Below are 18,773 nucleotides of genomic sequence, written 5' to 3'. Positions count from 1 at the left end.
GCGGGGATTTCTTCCTAGCCTGACAGCACGGAAGCGGGACTGCCTCCGCCTACAGCACTTTGAATTGCTACATGTTTTCATCCTTGAATCGGTTACGATCAAAGGAAACATGCAGTGGGAGGAACCATGCCCGATATTATGGCCAACAATCGGCCGCTTGCCATCAGCGCGCCCGCTCCGCGCACGCTTGACCTGATCTTCACGCCGCAGGCGCTGAAGGACCTGCACCAGCGTTACCGGATCGTCGAAGCCGAACCGGACGATATCGCCGGGCTTAGCGACGATATCCTGTCCGAAGCGCGCTACATCATCGGCCAGCCGCCGCTCGATCATGCAACGCTCCAGCGCATGGGACAACTCCGGGCGATCCTCAATGTCGAGAGCAACCTGATCAACAACATGCCCTACGAGGTGCTGTTTGCGCGCGGCATCCATGTGGTGACCACCGGTCAGGTCTTTGCCGAACCGGTCGCCGAACTCGGCCTTGCCATGGCGCTCAACATCGCCCGCGGCATCGTCGACGCCGACCTTGCCTTCCGCGAAGGCCGTGAACTGTGGGGCGGCGACGGCAACCGATCGGCGCGGCTTCTCGCCGGCGCCGACATCGGCATCATCGGCTTCGGCGATCTCGGCAAGGCGCTGAACCGCGTGCTCTCCGGTTTCCGCGCCAGGATCCGCGTCTTCGATCCCTGGATGCCAGCCTCGATCCTGAGGGACAACGGCGTCGAGCCGGCATCGCTCGATACGGTCCTCGGCGACAGCGACTTCGTCTTCGTCGTCGCATCGGTCACCAGCGAGAACGAAGGCTTCCTCGGCGAAAAGGCCTTTGCCCGCATGCGCCCTGGCGCTGCCTTCATCCTCTTGAGCCGCGCCGGCGTCGTTGATTTCGATGCGCTGATGGCGGCGGTCGCACGCGGCCATATCGTGGCGGCCAGCGACGTCTTTCCGGAAGAGCCGCTACCGCTCGATCATCCGGTTCGCCGCCTGCCAGGTTTCCTGCGCTCCGCCCACCGCGCCGGCGCGCTCGACAGCGCCTTCAAGAAGATGGGCGACATGGTGCTCGAGGACATGGATCTGATGGACCGCAACCTGCCGCCGATGCGCTGCAAGCGGGCCGAGCGGGAAACCGTCGCGCGCATGCGCTCGAAACCGGTGACGGTGAACTGACCCAGCGATTTTTTGAGGCGGGTGTCGGCGGGGCGTGCATCCCGCCGGTTAACGTGTTTTATGGGAATCGCATTTAACTTTCCTTGCACATGCGACCACCCTTGCACGCTAAGGTCGTCGCCAGTTGATCGGTACGGAAGCAGAGAACCGCAATGGCAGACACGGCGTCCGGTGCTCGACAAGGCAGAACACGCGATGGCTGGAACAGCTCGCTGCGGTCGCTGTTCAGCCTGGTCATCGTCACCATGCTGATTGTCGTCTCGGCCACACTCGTCGGGCTCGATTATCATCGCTCGCGCAACGCCGCGATCGCCGACGCCGAGGCCAATATGCGCGGCTTCATGAACCGCCTCGTGGATCGACTGGGCGTGCTCTCGGGCGATACCTCGGCCCTCGTCAACCTCGTTTCCTCGGTCGCCAACTCCTTCCTCGTGCCGCCGCCGGAGCGCATGAACGACAAGGTGGCGGTGCTGCGCGAGGGCATCACCCGCTCGCCGCATATTGACGGGGTCTATGTCGGCTATCCCAACGGTGCTTTCTTTCAGGTGGTCGATCTCAAGCAGGTCGCCTGGCGCATGGCGCTGGACGCGCCACGTGGTGCTGCCATTGCCGTGCGCTCGATGGAAAAGGATGCGAGCGGCAAGTCTCTGCAGCGCGTGCTCTTCCTCGACAAGGACGGCACGCAGTTTTCCGAGCGGCGGCTGCCACCTACCGGCTTCGACCCGCGGACCAGGCCGTGGTATCGCGCGGCGGTCAACGGAAAGGCCGCGGTCTCGACCGGCCCTTATGAAAGTGCCACGACCGAAACGCTGGGCATGACGATCTCGCAAGCGCATCGGGGCAATCCTGAGATCGTCATCGGCGCGGACGTCATTCTCGATACGATCACCGATTTCCTTGCCCGCGAGCGGCTGACGGCCGGTTCCGTCTCCTTCATCCTCGATGCCGTCGGGCGTCCGATCATCCACTCGGACCTGGTGATGATGCGACGCATCATGGCGGCGAAGGACAAGGATAGCCCGATCGTGCAGGCTGAGAGCGATCCCTTGATCCAGAGCATCCGCCTCAATCCGCCTAAGCCCGGCAAGGCCGACTTCGTCGAGGTCGGAGACCGAACCTATCTCGTCATGGTGACGCCGCTCGAATCCGCGCTGCTTCTCTCCGGCAACCGCGCCGTGGTGGCGGCGCCGCTGGACGAGTTGATGGCGGAGGCCAACCAGACGCTCGTGCAAGGGCTGGCGATTTCCGGATCGGTCGTGGCGCTCGCGGTGCTCGCTTCGCTGGTGCTTGCGCATTTGATCACCAAGGGGCTCAACCAGCTGACGGCCAGCGCCAACCGGCTGCAGGATCTCGACTTCACGACGCCCATCGACGTCTCGTCGCATGTCAGCGAGATCTCCACGCTCGGCGGGGCCATGAACCGGGCGCGAGACGCGATCTTCACCTTCGCGCTCTATGTGCCCAAGGAACTGGTGCGCAAGGGCATCGAGTCCGGTCAGTTCAGCGGACGCTCCGCCTGGCGACAGGAGGTGACGGCGCTCTTCACCGACATCTACGACTTCACCACGCTCAGCGAAAAATATCCGCCGGAAGATGTAGTGGCGATGCTGTCGGAGTATTTCGACATCTTCAGCGAGACCGTCGGAGAACACGACGGAACGATCATCCAGTTCCTCGGCGATTCGGTGTTCGCGATGTGGAACGCACCGGCGGCGGACGAAAAGCACGCAGAACATGCCTGTCGGTGCGCGCTGGCGGTCGAGGAACGCTTGCGTGTCTTCAACGAGGCGCAGCGTCAAAAGGGTCTTCCGGAGTTCCGCACCCGTTTCGGCATTCATACCGGCACCGCCGTCGTCGGCAATGTCGGCGCGAAGGAGCGACTGCAATATACGGCGATGGGCGATACGGTGAACGTCGCCTCCCGCCTGGAAGGCATGAACAAGAACTACGACACCACGATCATGGCGAGCGGCGCCGTCGTCGCCCATGCCGGCACCGCTATCCGCTTCCGGCCCCTCGGCTCGGCGCAGGCGAAGGGCCGCGCCTCTGCGTTGGAGATCTATGAGGTGCTGGGCGCAGAGCCGGCAGCCGCAGACATGCCGGCAACCAAGCCGGAAGGCACGCAAGGCGGGGAAAGCGTATAGGCGGCCTCAGTGACCAACACTGCGGCGCGATCGGGTGACCCAGCGGATACCGGCGACGACAGCAAAGGCGAGCAGCGGCCAGACGGCCCAGAATACTCCATGCCACGTCAGCACGTTGATCGTCAGGAGCACCAGCCCGGAAAGGGCCAGCACACCGATGCCGCGATCCACCCACGGGTTTGCCTTGAGCCACGCAAGGCCCGACAAAATGCCGAGCCCGAGCAATGGCCAAACGGACCAGAGCACCCCGTTCCAGGTGAGGAGGTTCAGCGCGACCAGTCCTGCGGCGATGACGGCGAGCACGGGAAGAGATCCTCGCTTCGCCGCGGCGACCGCCCCGCCGCCCCCCTTTGCCTCAGCCCCTGATCGGCCGCCATTCCCGCTCGCTTGACCAGCGGAACGTCCGAAGCCTTGGATGCCGATTGCCGGGCGGGGATCGGCCGTGCCGATGCGCACGGCGTAGCTCGGAACACCACCATCGATGTTCTTCACCTCCAGCGGCCCCAGAAAATCGAACCCGACGGCGACCTTGTTGCGCACCTGGTCATAGACCGTATTCGAAATGACGATGCCACCGGCGGGTGCTGAAGCCTGCAGGCGCGCCGCGACATTGACGCCATCACCATAGAGGTCGTCGCCCTCGGCGATCACGTCGCCGAGATTGATGCCTATGCGAAACAGCATCTGCTCGTCCGAGGGGCATTTCTCGTTGCGACCGGCCAACTCGTTCTGCACGTCGATCGCCGCGCGCACGGCTTCGACGACGCTCGGAAACTCCGCGATGAGGCCATCGCCCCAGGTGTTGACGACACGGCCCTCATGCGCCTCGATGAGCCGTCCCATGGCATCGCGATAGCGCTTCAACGTGGCGAGCGTGCCCTCCTCGTCGGCACGCATCAGTCGGGTGTAGTCTTGAACATCCGCGGATAGGATAGTCGTCAGCTTGCGACGCGTCTCGGACATCGCTTCGTCCTCGCTCAGTTCCGCCGCCCCGGCGGACGATTGCATGGTGCCGCGTTCGTGCGGTCTGCACGCCACTTCGTTGCGAATAGAATATCAATGCTGCCGGTCAAAGCTTCAAGGCGCGTCGCGCGAAAATAACGGCGACGCGCAACCATATCGACGGAAAGAGCGCGCCGCGCGACAGGAAATCGCCTCGATTTGCGGGCAAACGCCAGAAACGAAAAAACCCCGGCTAACCGGGGTTTTCAAAACCAAATCAAAGACTTGGTTGGGAATTTGGTGCCCAGAAGAGGACTCGAACCTCCACACCCTTGCGAGTACCAGCACCTGAAGCTGGCGCGTCTACCAATTCCGCCATCTGGGCGACGGGCTGGGGTGTAAAAGGCCCGAGCTGAAGTGTCAACAGGGTTTTTGAAGTTTTCGTGTCGGATTGCAAAAAACTCAGTTCGAAGCGGATTCTGCCCACCGGCGGATTGTGGATAGCCCCCTTGAGAGCAGCGCTTCGGCAGCCTCAGACGACTCCGCCTCGACGTAGCACCGCATCTCCGGCGCATTGCCCGAGGGTCGGAAATGGATGATCCGACCATCATCCAGCGTCACTCTCAGCCCATCGATGTCGCTCACCGCAGCGACGCCGCCGATCGGCGCCAGGAATTCCGCAAGATTTGCCTCGTCTCCGCGCAGATAGGCCATCAGCCGGGCGCTTGTTTCCACCGGGAAATTTTCGAGCCTATCGCTGAGCGCCACAGGCAACCGGTAGGAAGCGGCGAGCGCGGAAAGCGAAAGCTTGGCCTCAGCCGCCGCGGCCAGTGCCGCGACAATCGGCAGAAAGCTATCCCGGGTGGGTAGCGCTTCCAGCGTTGCGCCATTGATCTCAAAGGGGCTCGCGGTCAGCGTACCGCCATTGGCCTCGAAGCCGGCGACCTTCTGCGTACCCTCTTTCAGCGCCTGCTGCATGCCGGCGATCACGAAGGGCGAGCCGACGCGGGTGCGCAGGACGGAAAGCCCTTCCCTGCCCTCAAGGCCGGAATTCGACGTGACCGGAGTGACCGCAAGTCTGGCGCCGAGGAAACCGCAAGCCATCAGGCCCAGCAGGTCACCACGCAGGGGCAGCCCGTTCTCGTCGGCGACAAGGGGCCGGTCGCCGTCCCCATCCGCCGATACGATCGCATCGAGGCGATGTTCGCGCGCCCAATCCTGAAGCCGCTCGATCGTCTCCGCCGAAACGGCCTCGGTATCAACAGGAATGAAGTGTTCCGAGCGCCCAAGGGCCACGACATCGGCACCAGAGTGGGTCAGCAGGTCGGCGATCAGGTCGCGGGCGACGGTGCTATGCTGGTAGACACCGACCTTGAGCCCGGACAGCGCCCCGGCCGCCAGCAATTGCCGGTTCCGTTCCATGAAGAGGGCGGCGGCCCTGGCCGCGTGGTCCTCACCGGTTCCGGCATCGGCGACCGGTGCGATCTGGTTTGCAATGCCGTCGGCGATGCGGCTGATCGCCACCTCGTCCGCCTTGTCGATCTCGCCATCCGGGCGATAAAACTTGATGCCGTTGCGATCGGCCGGAATATGGGAGCCGGTGATCATCAAGCCCGCTGCCCCGTTGGCGAGGCCGTAGAGCGCCAGTGCGGGCGTCGGCACCGTGCCGCAGTCAAAAACGCGCAGCCCCTCGCGCGACAGCGCCGCGGCGCAAACGGCCGCGATCTCCGGGCTCGAATCGCGAAAATCGCGGGCGATGAGGATGGGATCGCCAGGCTTGCTGTGCCCGGACTCCACAAGATGCCGGGCGAAGGCCGTCGCATAGCGGGCGGAGGGTTCGCCCTTCAGTTCCTCGGAGAGGCCGCGCAAACCACTGGTGCCAAACTTCAATTGCATCGTGTACCTCGCTGACGACGGGAAGGGACCGGACAAGAACCACAGTGACACGACCGACGGATAGGCGCATCGTACTGAAGAGAGCAACGGGCGGAAATCCAGTGGTTCCCGCAACCACACACAGCGTCCGGCGCCATGAATAAACCAAGAAAAACAAACGTAATACAGGCAGGGACACAAACGGAAGGCATGGCCTTCTGAAAGTGAGGATAAAATGACGGGATTTCGCAATTTCGTTATCGGCTGCAGCTTGGCCGCCACCTCCCTGATCACCCCCATCGGACCTGTCGAGGCAATGCCGATCCAGGCGCCCGATCTCCAGATCAAGGCACAGGGCGACGTCCAGAATGTGCAGTATTACCACCGGCGCTACGGCGGATATGGCGGGTACGGCTGGCGTCGCGGATGGGGTCCAGGATGGGGAGGAGGGCCTTACTACCGGCGAGGATGGGGTGGCCCATATTATGGTGGTTCGGGCCTGAGCTTCTACTTCGGCTCCGGCGGCTATTATGGCGGCGGCTACGGCAGCTACTATGGCGGTGGATACTATCCCCGTTACTATGGCGGCTACTATCCGCGTCGCTACTACGGTAACCGCTATTACGGTAATAGCTACTACGGCAATAACTACTATTATCGGGACCAGTATGTTCGCGGCGGCTCACATGTGAGCTGGTGCATGTCGCGCTACCGCTCCTACAATCCGGCGACCAACCGGTTCCTAAGCTACGGTGGTGCCTACAGGGTCTGCTACTCGCCTTACCGATAGGCGAGACTGACGCGCCGCCGCGCAAAGGCGATGCTGCCTCACGCATTTCTCCGTGCGCAATCGCGGAGCAGATGGCTTCGTCTGCCCGATCGGTCCCGATTTGTGGGAAACGTCGGTTAAGCCGGCATTAACCGCGACGACCTACCGTTTCGGAAAGCTCCACGATGCTGTCCGGGGATCATACATGCTGCTTCCGACCCAGCAATCGACCGCCACCGCAACGACCAGCCTGGTCGGCTCGATCCTCAAGGACATCGAAAAGCGGCAGGCGGAAGAAGAAGAAAAGGCCAAGGGCACCAAGGACGACAAGGTCCTGAAGGCGCAGGTCCAGTCCGACGATGCCCGCAAGGCGGCCAACGAAAAGATCAACGCGCACTTCTTCGATCGCACCCAGAACGACCCCAACAGCAATCGCGCGGCTCTCGTTCGCCAAGTCGGAGCGTTCTTCCACCTCGACCGCGAGACGTTCAAATCCGACGCCGCCTTCGCCAGAACGCTCGAGAACCAGATCAAGGATCTGGATCCGAGCGATATCGCCAAGGTCGAGGAGCAGCTTGGGCTGGATAAACACGGCCTCTCCCTCACCGAATTGGCTGAGGCACTCAAAAATCCAGGCGGCCGGGAAAACGAGACACTGAAGGCGGCGCTTGGAGAGACGAGCGGCAAGAGTTCTCAAAGCCAGGCACAGGCTGCCAAGGCGGTGGATCGACTCAAGAGCACAACGGAATCCGGGTCGCTCGAGGAAGCCCAAGTCGACAGCTTGCGCAACGATCCCACGCGCAGAACCGACAAGCAGTCGCTGGTCGAACAAAACGAGCAGCTTCGTGCGCTCCAACTCAAGGACGAGATGGAAAATGTCGCCAAGCGCCGCGAAGCCGAGTTGCAAAACCTGGTCCGCTTCGACGAGAACGGCCTGTACAGCCTGACGGCGCAGAGCTTCTGATCATTTCCTCCGCACGATACCGAGCCTTGCCATGACCTCCTTGGGAATGCCGTAGCGGCGAACGGCATCGCGGCTGTCACGCAGCCCGCAGATCTCGCGCTGGATGAAAAAGGCCCAGACGACATCGGCTGCTTCATCGAGAAGCCGCTCGCGCAAATCCGGGGCCGCCTCCGCCTTCAGTTCCGACAGTGCGGCAAGCGCCTTTTCCACCTTCAGCCCATGCCGGCCGAGCGCATCGGCCCGCTCGGACATGAGTTCATATTCGAGCACGTTGAAGGCGCCGGTGGTCGAGAAGGTCGGGCTCAGGGCTTTTGGGGGACGAACGCTCATCCGAAACTCCTCAGAAGTCCAGAAGATGGCGCTGTCGAAGCCCGCAGGCAAGGGCGGGCGGCTGCCGCAGCGATCGAAACTTGGTTAAGATTTCATAAACCTCTTTCACCTAGCCTCAGTGATCATGCCGATTCCCTTATCCGCGACATGGTCGCGGCTGTCCGGCCATTGGACCCCTGCATGTTTCTTTAAAAAACATGCAGCAACTCAAAGTGCTACAGTGACCTTTGCGCGTCTCATAGACCCGCGGCGCTGTAGACGCGCATGAGGCGCCAACCCGTAAGTGACAAAGAAAACAGTTCGCACGCGAGCCGGAAATCGGTCCGTGTCCAAGCGTGCACTCGCGTTTCGTCGGTCAACGACGATTGGTCAACCTGAGGTCAAGCGAGATGGAGACCAGAATGCTGATACCCATCCAGACGGCCCGAGCCGCGGCCGCTACCGCAGAAGACACGAACACCAAAGCGCAGCAGCCGGCAGCGCTGTTGCCCGCCGGCCAACGCGGCGAAGCCATTCAAAAGATCCTGGACGCCCTGACCCGACACCTCTCGGGCCGGGAAATCCTCTCCAAGGACGCTTTGGTGCGGCTGATGGAGGATCTGGCGCGCATCCTGAAGTTCCCACCCCTGCCTCAGGAAGGCGGGCGCGATTTCGTTCGGCGCCTGGTGGCCTTCCTCGAAACGATGCCTGCATCCGATCGGCTGTTGCTCGAGCGCCAGCTCGGCGGGCGCAGCCTCGCCGTCCGGGTCGGCCTGCTTGCCGAACTGCCCGCGATCCGCAATGGCACGAGTGCCCCGAGCAGCACCGTCACTCCGATGCCCACTCAAGCGCGCGACGTCATCCTGCGTAACCCCTCTCTCCAGCCGGCAATGCCTTTCAACCCGGTTGCTGCGCGTACCCCGGTTGCCGGCGAAGTCGCGCTGCTGCAGGCGGTGCTGCGCAAGACCTTTGGGGTCGGCAACGACACCGACGCGCTCGAACCGCGGGGTGATGACCTGGACCAGGCCGGAACGACAGAGGCGCCCTCAAAAGCCCGAAACGCCGCACCGGAGCGAAGCGAAACGCGTGCGAGCACAGGCAAGCCCACGCCACAGGAAAGCACGCCGGTCGAAACCGCCGCCGCCCTGCTTGCAGGCGAAGGCGAAGTCGAGGAAGCGCCGCAAACGGCCCTCGGGCCTGAGCCTGAGGAAACCGGCCCCCCAACCGATGGCGGGCATGTCGAAACCGAGGTCCCGGCCAGCGAGAGCACGGCGGCGCCGGCCGAAGCCGATACGACTGCGGAAACCGCTGAGGACGCCGACCCCGATGGCACCTATGGCCCAATGCCTGATGCGGAGGAGAAGGACGCCAAGACAGCAACGGCGGCCGGTCGCGGCAACCCCGAAGCCCGGCCGGTGCGGGTGCTCTTCGAGGCGATCAAGACGCTCATTCGCGACAGCGTAAACCTGCCCGGAAGCGCAGCCGGCGCCGAGACCAAGCCGGCGGCTGAGCACGCCAATGGTACCGACGCGCCGGCGCCGGTCCCGGTAAAAGAAACCGCCACACCGGTGCGCGCAAACGACGCCGCGGCGCACCAGCGCGAGGCCCCGGACGGCGGCAACGCCCTGCCGTCCTTGCTCGACGACCAGACCGAGGACACAAAGGCTGCCCAGCGCCTGCCTGTGGACATGCGGCCGCAGCGCGCAACCGATGAACAGACGATGCAGCAGGTCATCGCCAGGCTGGTCGAAAACGGCCTGCCGCGCGAAGCCATTCCTTTTGCCATGATCCCCTACCCGCCAGCCGCCAAGGATGCGGCGGAGACCGAAAACCTCAGCCATGAAATGCCTGGCGGCTCGGAAGATGAAGCATCGGACGAAGAGCAGGGCGCAGAAGAAGGCGACGGCCACGATCAAGGGGATGGAGCAGAACCAACGGACGAAGCCATGCTCGAGGGCGAGACGCCGGAAGCACCCGACGCCTATGATCTTTATCGCCGGCTCGGCGGCCTCGGCTGAGGGCGCGACCCGAGCAAGTATTCGGCCAAAGAAAAACCCGCGGAGATCGCTCTCCGCGGGTTTTTCAGTTCAGGTGTCAGGCAACGATTACTCGTTGTTCTGGCGGTTCTTCAGAGCCGCGCCGAGGATGTCGCCGAGCGAAGCGCCCGAGTCGGACGAACCGAACTGAGCAACGGCTTCCTTCTCTTCAGCGATTTCCAGAGCCTTGATCGACAGCTGGATCTTGCGGTCCTTCTTGGAGAAGTTGGTGACGCGGGCGTCAACAACCTGACCAACCGAGAAACGCTCCGGACGCTGTTCGTCGCGGTCACGCGCGAGGTCAGCGCGGCGGATGAACGAGGTGATGTCTTCGTGGTTGACGAGCTTCACTTCGATGCCACCATCGTTGGTCGCGATGATTTCAGCCGAAACAACGGCGTTCTTGCGCAGTTCGCCGGAAGCAGCGGCGTCGCCGACTGCATCCTTGCCGAGCTGCTTGATGCCGAGCGAGATGCGCTCCTTGTCGACGTCGACGTCGAGAACAACAGCGCGAACGACGTCGCCCTTGTTGAACTCTTCGATGACCTGCTCGCCCGGACGGTTCCAGTCGAGGTCGGAAAGGTGCACCATGCCGTCAACGTCGCCGTCGAGGCCGATGAACAGGCCGAATTCGGTCTTGTTCTTGACTTCGCCTTCAACTTCCGTGCCAGCCGGATGGCTGTGCGCGAATGCCTGCCACGGGTTCTCGAGCGTCTGCTTGAGGCCGAGCGAGATACGACGCTTTGTCGGGTCGACTTCGAGAACGACAACGTCGACTTCCTGGCTCGTGGACAGGATCTTGCCGGGGTGTACGTTCTTCTTGGTCCAGGACATTTCGGAGATGTGGATCAGGCCTTCGATGCCCGGCTCCAGCTCGACGAACGCACCGTAGTCGGTGATGTTCGTGACGGTACCGGAGATCTTCTTGCCGACCGGGTACTTCGCACCGATGCCATCCCACGGATCCGACTCGAGCTGCTTCATGCCGAGCGAGATGCGGTGGGTTTCCTGGTTGATGCGGATGATCTGAACCTTGACCTGCTGGCCAATGTTCAGGATCTCCGACGGATGGTTCACGCGACGCCATGCCATGTCGGTGACATGGAGCAGACCGTCGATGCCGCCGAGGTCGACGAACGCACCGTAGTCGGTGATGTTCTTGACGACGCCTTCGACAACCTGGCCTTCTTCAAGGTTCTGAACGATTTCAGAACGCTGTTCGGCGCGGGACTCTTCCAGAACCGTACGACGCGATACGACGATGTTGCCACGGCGCTTGTCCATCTTGAGGATTTCGAAGGGCTGCGGGTTGTGCATCAGCGGGGTGACGTCGCGGATCGGACGGATGTCGACCTGCGAACGCGGAAGGAAGGCAACGGCGCCGTCGAGATCGACGGTGAAGCCACCCTTGACCTGATTGAAGATGATGCCTTCGACGCGTTCGCCGGCTTCGAACTTCACTTCCAGGCGCATCCAGCTTTCTTCGCGGCGAGCCTTCTCGCGCGACAGAACTGCTTCGCCGAGCGCGTTTTCGATGCGCTCAACGTAGACTTCGACTTCGTCGCCGACCTTGAGCGAGCCGTCCTTGGCCTTCGCGCCGAATTCCTTCAGAGCGATGCGGCCTTCGACCTTCAGACCGACGTCGACAACGGCGACGTCCTTTTCGATGGCCGTAACGATGCCCTTGGCAACATAGCCTTCGGCGAGATCGGTCTTCGCGAAGGATTCTTCGAGAAGAGCGGCGAAATCGTCACGGGTAGGATTGGTAGCAGACATGGAATCTCCTGCATGCATCTCATTCGAGACGCACATGCGCCGGGGGCTGGTGTTGAACAGGCCTGAACCCAGTCCGCCCCATCGAAGGGGCAATCCGGCGCGTGGACGGAATTTCAGGCTATGCAAGAAGAGCGTTTCAAACGAGGGTTGTGAAAGGGCTCTTCTTCAGATCTTCTTGATCAGGGCCGCATCGATCAAAGTCTTCGCGGCCTGAAACGCCGCCTCTATACTCATTTCAGACGTATCAAGCAAGTGCGCGTCTTCGGCAGGGCGCAATGGACTGTCGGCGCGGCCCATGTCGCGCTCGTCGCGCTTCTTCACATCCTCGAAAATCGCCTGATAGTCGGCCGGCTGGCCGCTGCCAATGATCTCATCATAGCGGCGCTTGGCCCGCACTTCCGGCGAGGCGGTGACATAAAGCTTCACCGGCGCATCCGGGCAGACGACCGTGCCGATGTCGCGTCCGTCGAGCACCGTTCCGGGCTCGCGCAGCGAAAAGGCGCGCTGCGCCTCGATCAGTGCCCGGCGCACCGCCGGCATGACGGCGATCTTCGATGCCGCCTCGCCGATCGCGTGGGCGGAAAGCACCGACCGATCAAGCCCGGCGAGCTCGACCTCGCGCGCCATCTTCTCGGCGACCGCCTCGTCATCGAGCGGCAGCCCGCTATCCAGCAGCGCCTTGGCGGTGGCACGATAGGTCAGCCCCGTATCGAGATGATGAAAGCCGTATTCCTCGGCGATCCGGCGCGAGAGCGTGCCCTTGCCGGCCGCTGCCGGCCCGTCGATGGCGATGGTGATCATAAGTTTCCTGCAATCGATGTTGTTACTGGCCTGTAACTGAAAGCGATGCTGGCTTCCATGCTTGAACAGCGACTATCTTAATCCACACAATCAAAGAAGCATCCTCCGCCGACGAACCTGAGCGGATATCGGCCGGTTCGCCCGTCGGCTTCACGCGATCCTCGCCCCGAGCCCCGCCATCAGATCAATGTACCCCGGAAAGCTCGTCGCAATCATCGTCGAGTCATCCACCTTGACGGGGTGCTCCGCGGCAAGACCCAGGACAAGGAAGCTCATGGCGATACGGTGGTCGAGATGGGTCTTCACCACTCCGCCTGAGGCATTTCCAAGGCCCTTGCCGCCGCGGCGACCGCGCACGACGAGCGAGGATCTGCCCTCCTCGCAGTCGACACCGTTGAGCTTCAGGCCCGCGGCGATGGCGGCGAGGCGATCGGACTCCTTCACGCGCAGCTCATCGAGACCATGCATGATGGTCGCGCCTTCGGCAAAGGCGGCGGCGATGGCGAGAATGGGATACTCATCGATCATCGAGGCGGCACGCTCTTCGGGGACCGTAACGCCTTTCAGTTCGGAATGGCGTACCCTCAGATCCGCCACGTCTTCTCCGCCGACCTGCCTGATGTCGATCACCTCGATGTCGCCGCCCATCTCCTGCAAGGTCAGGATCAGCCCCGTACGGGTCGGGTTCATCAGCACGTTCCGGATGGTGATGTCAGAACCCGGAACGACGAGCGCCGCGACCAGCGGGAAAGCCGTCGAGGACGGATCGCCGGGCACATCGATCTCCTGGGCGACGAGCCTGCCGCGGCCTTCGAGCCGGATGGTGCGGACACCGGTGGCATCGGTTTCCACCGAGAGTTCGGCGCCGAATCCGCGCAGCATGCGCTCCGTGTGGTCACGGGTGATCGCCGGTTCGATGACGGTGGTGATACCGGGCGCATTGAGACCGGCGAAGAGCACCGCCGATTTCACCTGGGCGGACGCGACCGGCACGCGGTAGGTGACCGGCGTCGGCGTCTTCGGTCCGCGAAGGGTCACCGGCAGCCGGTCACCCGTAGCAGCCTCTACCTGCACGCCCATCTCACGCAAGGGATCAAGCACGCGCGCCATCGGCCGCCGGCTGAGCGAGGCATCACCGATGAAGGTCGTTTCGAAATCATAGACGCCGACGAGGCCCATGATGAGGCGGCAACTGGTGCCGGCATTGCCGAAATCGAGCGGTGCTTCCGGCGCAAGCAACGCGCCGTTGCCGACGCCGTTGACGATCCAGGTGTCGCCCTCCTTGCGGATCCTGGCACCCATCGCCTGCATGGCCCGGCCGGTGGCGATCACATCTTCGCCTTCGAGCAGACCGGTGATACGCGTTTCGCCGGCGGCAAGCCCGCCCAGCATCAGCGACCGATGCGATATCGACTTGTCGCCGGGAATTCGGACCGTACCCTTAAGGCCGTCTGATTTGCGGGCGGTGGCAGGGCTTTGGCCCAATCCTTGCGACATGCGGAATCCTCGAAACATGCAAGACAGTGTCGCGCTCAAGACGCGCCAAAGTCGCGGCGGCAGCTGAATGGCTGACTGTTTTTATTCTTAGACCGGATAGGGTTGAAGAAGACAATGCAACTCGTAAGGCGTCCTTGCAGGCCGGCCTGCTGTCGGCAGCACTCCTGCCACAACCCCTGCTGCATACTTCCTTAAATCGCGGCGAGCGGCCATGCTTGCGCACGCCGGAACGCCCGTGACACAGGGCCTTGCAAGTTTTGCCTTTGACAGATGCGGTCAAGATGATTATGGGGACCGGCTAATCATCATAAGCTTGATACCCTTTCCACCCGCCGGTTTTCGGCAAGAGCCGGCTCGGCCGGCCATTCAAGAGGCTTTGACAGTGGCAAAACCGGAACTTGGAACAAAGCGCATCGACCCGGAAACCGGGCGCAAATTCTACGATCTGAACCGTGATCCGATCGTTTCGCCTTACACCGGCAAGTCCTATCCGCTGAACTTCTTCGAAGAAACCTCGGTCGCCAAGGTGCTCGAGAAGGAAGAAGAAGAAGACGTCACGGAAGTCGATGCAGAGAACACCGAAGTCGAACTCGTTTCGCTCGAGGATGCCGATGATGAGGCAGCGGGCGGCGACGACCTGCCGGATCTCGGCGACGACGATGTCGAGATCGACGGTGACGACGACGACACCTTCCTCGAAGCCGACGAAGACGAAGACGACGACGACATGAGCGGCCTCATCGGCGTCTCCGACGACGAAGAAGACGTCTAAGCGCTTCAAATGACATGGGAATGCTCCCGTCCTCGGCCTATAGGGCCCGGACGGGAGAAAATCGGCCCGGACTAGAAATAAATCCACAGGCCACGCATTTTTCGGCTTGCCATCCTCAAAAAGGGGAAGTAATAAGCCGCCACTCGCCGGACACAAAAGGCCGACGAATTTCCCGGACCGGCCTAGCCGGAACCCGATATGGGGCTATAGCTCAGCTGGGAGAGCGCTTGCATGGCATGCAAGAGGTCAGCGGTTCGATCCCGCTTAGCTCCACCAAATTTCTTCTTCGATTGATGACCAATGGACCTTCAAGGTCCCTCACTGCTTTCCAACTCGTCCAGCGAATCCAGGATCATCGTCAGCAACCGGATGATGTCGGCCGACTCGAGCAGGGCGTTGCGGATTTCGCGTTCCGATCGGTTGGGCGCGGAGGCGGCAATGTCGAGCAGAACATTGGTGACATCGGGGGCATCGGTGTTGGGTTCCATGCCGGTCTGTTCGCGCATGCAGCGGATCAGCGCCACTGCGCCTTCGAGCAACCGTTGTGCCTGCACCGGGGTGAGTTCATGGACCTCATTGGCGGCACGAAACAGCTGGGATCTGAAGCCCGATATCGTGGTCATCTCCCGGATGATACTCCTTTCGGCTTCAAATGAAAGTGGTGGCCGGACCCACCTGTGCAACGTTCGGATGAACAGGTTACGCGAGCGACCTTGCGCGAAGGCGAACAAGACGGCCAAGCCGCACAGTCACACGTCGGTGCAGCCGGCCCCTCCATCGCGTGTTTATAATTTGTTAAGCATCGGAACGCAGAAGCTGATGCCATGTTCCTGATCTCGAAAATCTTCTGGCTGGCCGCACAGCCGCTGTCGTTCTCGTTCTTCGCCGCCCTTGCCGGGCTGCTGGCGACGGCGGCGGGCCTGCGCCGCACCGGCGGCTTCCTTGGCGGGCTTGGCGCGCTGGTGCTCTTCGTCAGCCTGTTCACCACCGTCGGCCCCTACGCCCTCCAGGCGCTCGAAGACCGCTTCGCGCGCCCCTCGCCATCACCTGCAACGCTCTCCTGCATCATCGTGCTTGGCGGCGCCTTCGAGAACGAGGTGATGGCAGGCCGCGGCGGCATGGAATTCAACCAGGCGGCGGACCGCTTCATCGAGACGGTGGCGCTCGCAAAACGCTACCCCGAGGCGCGTATTCTGGTTTCCGGCGGTGACGGCTCCTTCAGCGGCGCCTATGCCGGCGACGCCGAGGCTTCGCAGGGCTTCCTCGCTGCATTCGGCGTCGGCGGCGAACGGCTGATTCGCGAAGAACAATCGCGCACGACCTTCGAGAACGCCCGTAACACCAAGGATTTGCTGGCGGCGAATGGGCTATCGAATTGCGCACTCGTCACCTCCGCCTTCCATATGCCCCGTTCGGTCGGGCTCTTCCGCGCGCTCGACATCCCGATCATTCCCTGGCCGACGGATTACCGCACCAGCGGCAAGCTTGGCCTTAGCTTCGACTTCACCCAGCCGTCGCTCAACGCACAATTGACGACGACGGCGGTGCGCGAATGGATCGGCCTCCTCGCCTATCACCTTGCCGGCCGGACACCCTCGATCCTGCCGGCGCCCTGAGAGTTGACGGCGGGGCCCGAGATAGCCCAGCTTCAAAGCGAACCGCCGAATCTTGCCCGGAGCACCCATGCCGATCTTCGAAATCCTCGACTACGCCGGTGTGGCCGTCTTCGCAGCGACCGGAGCGCTGTCGGCGTCACGCAAGCAGCTCGACATCATCGGCTATCTCTTCCTCGCCTCGGTGACCGGGATCGGCGGCGGCACGATGCGCGATGTCGTTTTGGGCGCGACACCGGTCTTCTGGGTCACCAACCCGACCTATCTTCTGGTCTGCGTCACCGTGGCGGTCATCCTCTTCTTCACCGCCCATCTCTTCGGCTCGCGCTACCGGGTCCTCGTCTGGCTCGATGCGATCGGCCTTTCAGCCTATTGCGTCATGGGTGCTGCGAAGGGATTTGCGGCCACGGGCTCAGCGGGTGTCGCGCTGGTCACCGGCATGCTGACGGCCACCTTCGGCGGCATCCTGCGCGATCTGCTCGCCGGGGAACCCTCGGTGCTGCTGCGGCCGGAAGTCTATGTCACCGCGGCATTGATCGGTGCCGGTGCCTTCGTACTTGCGACCATGGCCGGCCTGCCGCTTGCGGCGGCATCGACGCTCGGCGTCGTTTCCGCCTTTGCCGTGCGCGGCGGCGCGCTCAAGTTCGGCTGGACGCTGCCGACGGGCAAGGCGCAGCCGGGCAGAGATCCCGATGATGTGATGTGAATGGGCTCATGCGTCTGATCGGCGCAAACGCCGCGCGATCAATTTATTTTGAGGATCGCCGCGCGCGCTCGTTTGAAGTCATGCAACGGCGAACGGAACCCCGTTTCGCGCTTTTCCTGGAATTGCCCTGAGATCAGCGGCCGCTCTTGCGGCGCAGGCGGATCACCACGTCGACATGCGAAATCTCCATGCCCTCGGGCGGCTCCGGGAGATTGTCGATCTGAATGTTGCTGACGGGGATATCGAGAACCTCGTTCTGGCCCTCGACGAAGAAATGATGGTGATCCGACACATTGGTGTCGAAATAGGTCTTGGCGCTTTCCACCGCCAGGACACGGATCATGCCGGCCTCGGTGAACTGGTGCAGCGTATTGTAGACGGTTGCGAGCGAAACGGGCACCCCGGCCATGACAGCCTCCTCGTGCAGTTCCTCGACGGTCAGGTGACGGTCACCCTTGGCAAAGATCAGATCGGCGAGGGCAACGCGCTGACGGGTCGGACGCAGGCCTGAGTGGCGCAGCCTTTCTTCCGAACTCACTTCTGTTGCTTTCGTCATCAAGGGTCGTTCCATGTATCCCGGCGAAATTCACAATACTTCCGTTGCGATATAACTTTTGCGCCCCGCGCTTTCAATAGATTCTCGGTCAAACATGCGTTGCAAAGCCCGAAAAACCGGTCAAACTCGGGGAAGGCTGGCAATTAACTCTGGTCGCGCCCACATTGATCCTGTAAGCGACGGCGGAACGAAAATGCCATCTGAGGCGGCGGTAACCTGGCCGGAAACGAGAAGGTTCGGGTTCGCCACGCTTCATTTCAAGCCGAACTTGCTCTAAAGCAGATCGGACAACACGTTAAGTCATTCGGGGAAGCATCCATTCATGACCACCAGACAATCCAGCTTCAGCTACGAGGAAATCCTGGCCTGCGGCCGTGGCGAGTTGTTTGGCCCTGGCAACGCGCAGCTGCCGTTGCCGCCGATGCTGATGGTTCATCGCATCACCGAGATTTCCGAAACGGGCGGTGCCTTTGACAAGGGTTATCTGCGCGCCGAATACGACGTGCGCCCTGATGACTGGTATTTTCCCTGCCACTTCCAGGGCAATCCGATCATGCCGGGCTGCCTCGGCCTCGACGGCATGTGGCAATTGACCGGCTTCTACCTCGGCTGGCTCGGCGAGCCTGGCCGCGGCATGGCGCTTTCCACCGGCGAAGTGAAGTTCAAGGGCATGGTTCGTCCCCACACCAAGCTTCTCGAATACGGCATCGACTTCAAGCGCGTCATGCGCGGCCGGCTCGTGCTTGGCACCGCCGACGGCTGGCTGAAGGCCGATGGCGAGACTATCTATCAGGCAACCGACCTGCGCGTCGGTCTGTCCAAGGATAAGGCCGAGTAGTCCAGGCC

The 18,773-nt window shown here is 62.3% G+C and carries 17 protein-coding genes and 2 tRNA genes; 10 read left to right on the top strand and 9 right to left on the bottom strand.

What is annotated here, in order from left to right:
* Window positions 1-126: 126 nt before the first annotated feature.
* Both AC3WWH_RS00785 and AC3WWH_RS00780 read left to right on the top strand, forming a co-directional pair.
* Entirely contained in the window at window positions 127-1,167 is a 1,041-nt protein-coding gene (locus AC3WWH_RS00785; protein WP_058324535.1) for a hydroxyacid dehydrogenase, read from the top strand.
* A gap of 152 nt (window positions 1,168-1,319) precedes the next feature.
* Window positions 1,320-3,311, top strand: coding sequence for an adenylate/guanylate cyclase domain-containing protein (locus tag AC3WWH_RS00780; RefSeq protein ID WP_057247840.1), 1,992 nt, complete (start codon window positions 1,320-1,322; stop codon window positions 3,309-3,311).
* 6 nt (window positions 3,312-3,317) lie between these two features.
* On the opposite strand, the gene AC3WWH_RS00775 is transcribed toward AC3WWH_RS00780, so the two are convergent.
* The 3 genes from AC3WWH_RS00775 to AC3WWH_RS00765 all read right to left on the bottom strand — a co-directional run bounded on the left by AC3WWH_RS00775 (window position 3,318) and on the right by AC3WWH_RS00765 (window position 6,149).
* Window positions 3,318-4,274: an adenylate/guanylate cyclase domain-containing protein gene (locus AC3WWH_RS00775; RefSeq protein WP_058324626.1), complete on the bottom strand. Its 957-nt coding sequence runs from the start codon at window positions 4,272-4,274 to the stop codon at window positions 3,318-3,320.
* A 277-nt stretch (window positions 4,275-4,551) separates the two neighbouring features.
* Window positions 4,552-4,638: transfer RNA gene (locus AC3WWH_RS00770), tRNA-Leu, on the bottom strand.
* A 77-nt stretch (window positions 4,639-4,715) separates the two neighbouring features.
* Window positions 4,716-6,149 carry a phosphomannomutase gene (locus tag AC3WWH_RS00765; RefSeq protein WP_057247839.1) on the bottom strand — a complete coding sequence of 478 codons (1,434 nt, stop codon included), beginning with the start codon at window positions 6,147-6,149 and terminating at the stop codon, window positions 4,716-4,718.
* 214 nt (window positions 6,150-6,363) lie between these two features.
* Between AC3WWH_RS00765 and AC3WWH_RS00760 the strand changes: the two genes are divergently transcribed.
* Both AC3WWH_RS00760 and AC3WWH_RS00755 read left to right on the top strand, forming a co-directional pair.
* Window positions 6,364-6,918, top strand: a complete 555-nt coding sequence (locus AC3WWH_RS00760; protein WP_057247838.1) for a BA14K family protein — start codon at window positions 6,364-6,366, stop codon at window positions 6,916-6,918.
* Between the two features lie 184 nt (window positions 6,919-7,102).
* Window positions 7,103-7,861, top strand: coding sequence for a hypothetical protein (locus tag AC3WWH_RS00755; protein WP_058324534.1), 759 nt, complete (start codon window positions 7,103-7,105; stop codon window positions 7,859-7,861).
* On the opposite strand, the gene AC3WWH_RS00750 is transcribed toward AC3WWH_RS00755, so the two are convergent.
* Window positions 7,862-8,191, bottom strand: a complete 330-nt coding sequence (locus AC3WWH_RS00750) for a DUF6665 family protein (RefSeq protein ID WP_058324533.1) — start codon at window positions 8,189-8,191, stop codon at window positions 7,862-7,864.
* Window positions 8,192-8,592: 401 nt separating this feature from the next.
* Here AC3WWH_RS00750 and AC3WWH_RS00745 point away from each other — a divergent pair, with 401 nt between their 5' ends.
* Window positions 8,593-10,188, top strand: coding sequence for a hypothetical protein (locus tag AC3WWH_RS00745; protein ID WP_058324532.1), 1,596 nt, complete (start codon window positions 8,593-8,595; stop codon window positions 10,186-10,188).
* A gap of 87 nt (window positions 10,189-10,275) precedes the next feature.
* Here the strand turns inward: AC3WWH_RS00745 and rpsA are convergent, their stop codons facing one another.
* From rpsA to aroA, 3 genes are all read right to left on the bottom strand, one after another.
* The gene (gene rpsA / locus AC3WWH_RS00740) at window positions 10,276-12,000 is read right to left on the bottom strand and encodes a 30S ribosomal protein S1 (RefSeq protein ID WP_082641184.1); all 1,725 of its coding nucleotides are present in this window, start codon (window positions 11,998-12,000) and stop codon (window positions 10,276-10,278) included.
* Between the two features lie 147 nt (window positions 12,001-12,147).
* On the bottom strand, window positions 12,148-12,783 hold the full coding sequence (cmk, locus tag AC3WWH_RS00735) for a (d)CMP kinase (protein WP_058324530.1): 636 nt from the start codon (window positions 12,781-12,783) through the stop codon (window positions 12,148-12,150).
* Between the two features lie 150 nt (window positions 12,784-12,933).
* Window positions 12,934-14,280: a 3-phosphoshikimate 1-carboxyvinyltransferase gene (aroA, locus tag AC3WWH_RS00730; protein ID WP_058324529.1), complete on the bottom strand. Its 1,347-nt coding sequence runs from the start codon at window positions 14,278-14,280 to the stop codon at window positions 12,934-12,936.
* 382 nt (window positions 14,281-14,662) lie between these two features.
* Here aroA and AC3WWH_RS00725 point away from each other — a divergent pair, with 382 nt between their 5' ends.
* Together AC3WWH_RS00725 and AC3WWH_RS00720 are read left to right on the top strand one after the other, a co-directional pair.
* Entirely contained in the window at window positions 14,663-15,052 is a 390-nt protein-coding gene (locus tag AC3WWH_RS00725; protein ID WP_057247831.1) for a TIGR02300 family protein, read from the top strand.
* Window positions 15,053-15,252: 200 nt separating this feature from the next.
* Window positions 15,253-15,328: transfer RNA gene (locus tag AC3WWH_RS00720), tRNA-Ala, on the top strand.
* A 32-nt stretch (window positions 15,329-15,360) separates the two neighbouring features.
* On the opposite strand, the gene AC3WWH_RS00715 is transcribed toward AC3WWH_RS00720, so the two are convergent.
* Complete coding sequence (locus AC3WWH_RS00715; protein ID WP_058324528.1) at window positions 15,361-15,675, bottom strand: hypothetical protein; 315 nt, start codon at window positions 15,673-15,675, stop codon at window positions 15,361-15,363.
* 201 nt (window positions 15,676-15,876) lie between these two features.
* Here AC3WWH_RS00715 and AC3WWH_RS00710 point away from each other — a divergent pair, with 201 nt between their 5' ends.
* Both AC3WWH_RS00710 and AC3WWH_RS00705 read left to right on the top strand, forming a co-directional pair.
* The gene (locus AC3WWH_RS00710; RefSeq protein WP_058324527.1) at window positions 15,877-16,668 is read left to right on the top strand and encodes a YdcF family protein; all 792 of its coding nucleotides are present in this window, start codon (window positions 15,877-15,879) and stop codon (window positions 16,666-16,668) included.
* Window positions 16,669-16,735: 67 nt separating this feature from the next.
* On the top strand, window positions 16,736-17,371 hold the full coding sequence (locus AC3WWH_RS00705; RefSeq protein WP_058324526.1) for a trimeric intracellular cation channel family protein: 636 nt from the start codon (window positions 16,736-16,738) through the stop codon (window positions 17,369-17,371).
* Window positions 17,372-17,504: 133 nt separating this feature from the next.
* Here the strand turns inward: AC3WWH_RS00705 and irrA are convergent, their stop codons facing one another.
* Window positions 17,505-17,927: an iron response transcriptional regulator IrrA gene (gene irrA / locus AC3WWH_RS00700; protein WP_058324525.1), complete on the bottom strand. Its 423-nt coding sequence runs from the start codon at window positions 17,925-17,927 to the stop codon at window positions 17,505-17,507.
* A gap of 322 nt (window positions 17,928-18,249) precedes the next feature.
* On the opposite strand from irrA, the gene fabA reads away from it, so the two are divergent.
* Window positions 18,250-18,765, top strand: a complete 516-nt coding sequence (gene fabA, locus AC3WWH_RS00695; RefSeq protein WP_029742379.1) for a 3-hydroxyacyl-[acyl-carrier-protein] dehydratase FabA — start codon at window positions 18,250-18,252, stop codon at window positions 18,763-18,765.
* Window positions 18,766-18,773 lie beyond the last annotated feature (8 nt).

It is taken from the genome of Ensifer sp. EB106-03-01-XG145 (assembly GCF_058792075.1).
This window is presented reverse-complemented; position numbering and strand designations above follow the sequence as displayed.

Coding starts and splice junctions, on each gene's coding strand:
- aroA (WP_058324529.1), bottom strand. CDS start 14,280: ATGTCGCAAGGATTGGGCCAAAGCCCTGCCACCGCCCGCAAATCAGAC.
- cmk (WP_058324530.1), bottom strand. CDS start 12,783: ATGATCACCATCGCCATCGACGGGCCGGCAGCGGCCGGCAAGGGCACG.
- fabA (WP_029742379.1), top strand. CDS start 18,250: ATGACCACCAGACAATCCAGCTTCAGCTACGAGGAAATCCTGGCCTGC.
- AC3WWH_RS00715 (WP_058324528.1), bottom strand. CDS start 15,675: ATGACCACGATATCGGGCTTCAGATCCCAGCTGTTTCGTGCCGCCAAT.
- irrA (WP_058324525.1), bottom strand. CDS start 17,927: ATGACGAAAGCAACAGAAGTGAGTTCGGAAGAAAGGCTGCGCCACTCA.
- AC3WWH_RS00760 (WP_057247838.1), top strand. CDS start 6,364: ATGACGGGATTTCGCAATTTCGTTATCGGCTGCAGCTTGGCCGCCACC.
- AC3WWH_RS00780 (WP_057247840.1), top strand. CDS start 1,320: ATGGCAGACACGGCGTCCGGTGCTCGACAAGGCAGAACACGCGATGGC.
- AC3WWH_RS00750 (WP_058324533.1), bottom strand. CDS start 8,191: ATGAGCGTTCGTCCCCCAAAAGCCCTGAGCCCGACCTTCTCGACCACC.
- rpsA (WP_082641184.1), bottom strand. CDS start 12,000: ATGCATGCAGGAGATTCCATGTCTGCTACCAATCCTACCCGTGACGAT.
- AC3WWH_RS00765 (WP_057247839.1), bottom strand. CDS start 6,149: ATGCAATTGAAGTTTGGCACCAGTGGTTTGCGCGGCCTCTCCGAGGAA.
- AC3WWH_RS00755 (WP_058324534.1), top strand. CDS start 7,103: ATGCTGCTTCCGACCCAGCAATCGACCGCCACCGCAACGACCAGCCTG.
- AC3WWH_RS00705 (WP_058324526.1), top strand. CDS start 16,736: ATGCCGATCTTCGAAATCCTCGACTACGCCGGTGTGGCCGTCTTCGCA.
- AC3WWH_RS00745 (WP_058324532.1), top strand. CDS start 8,593: ATGCTGATACCCATCCAGACGGCCCGAGCCGCGGCCGCTACCGCAGAA.
- AC3WWH_RS00785 (WP_058324535.1), top strand. CDS start 127: ATGCCCGATATTATGGCCAACAATCGGCCGCTTGCCATCAGCGCGCCC.
- AC3WWH_RS00710 (WP_058324527.1), top strand. CDS start 15,877: ATGTTCCTGATCTCGAAAATCTTCTGGCTGGCCGCACAGCCGCTGTCG.
- AC3WWH_RS00775 (WP_058324626.1), bottom strand. CDS start 4,274: ATGTCCGAGACGCGTCGCAAGCTGACGACTATCCTATCCGCGGATGTT.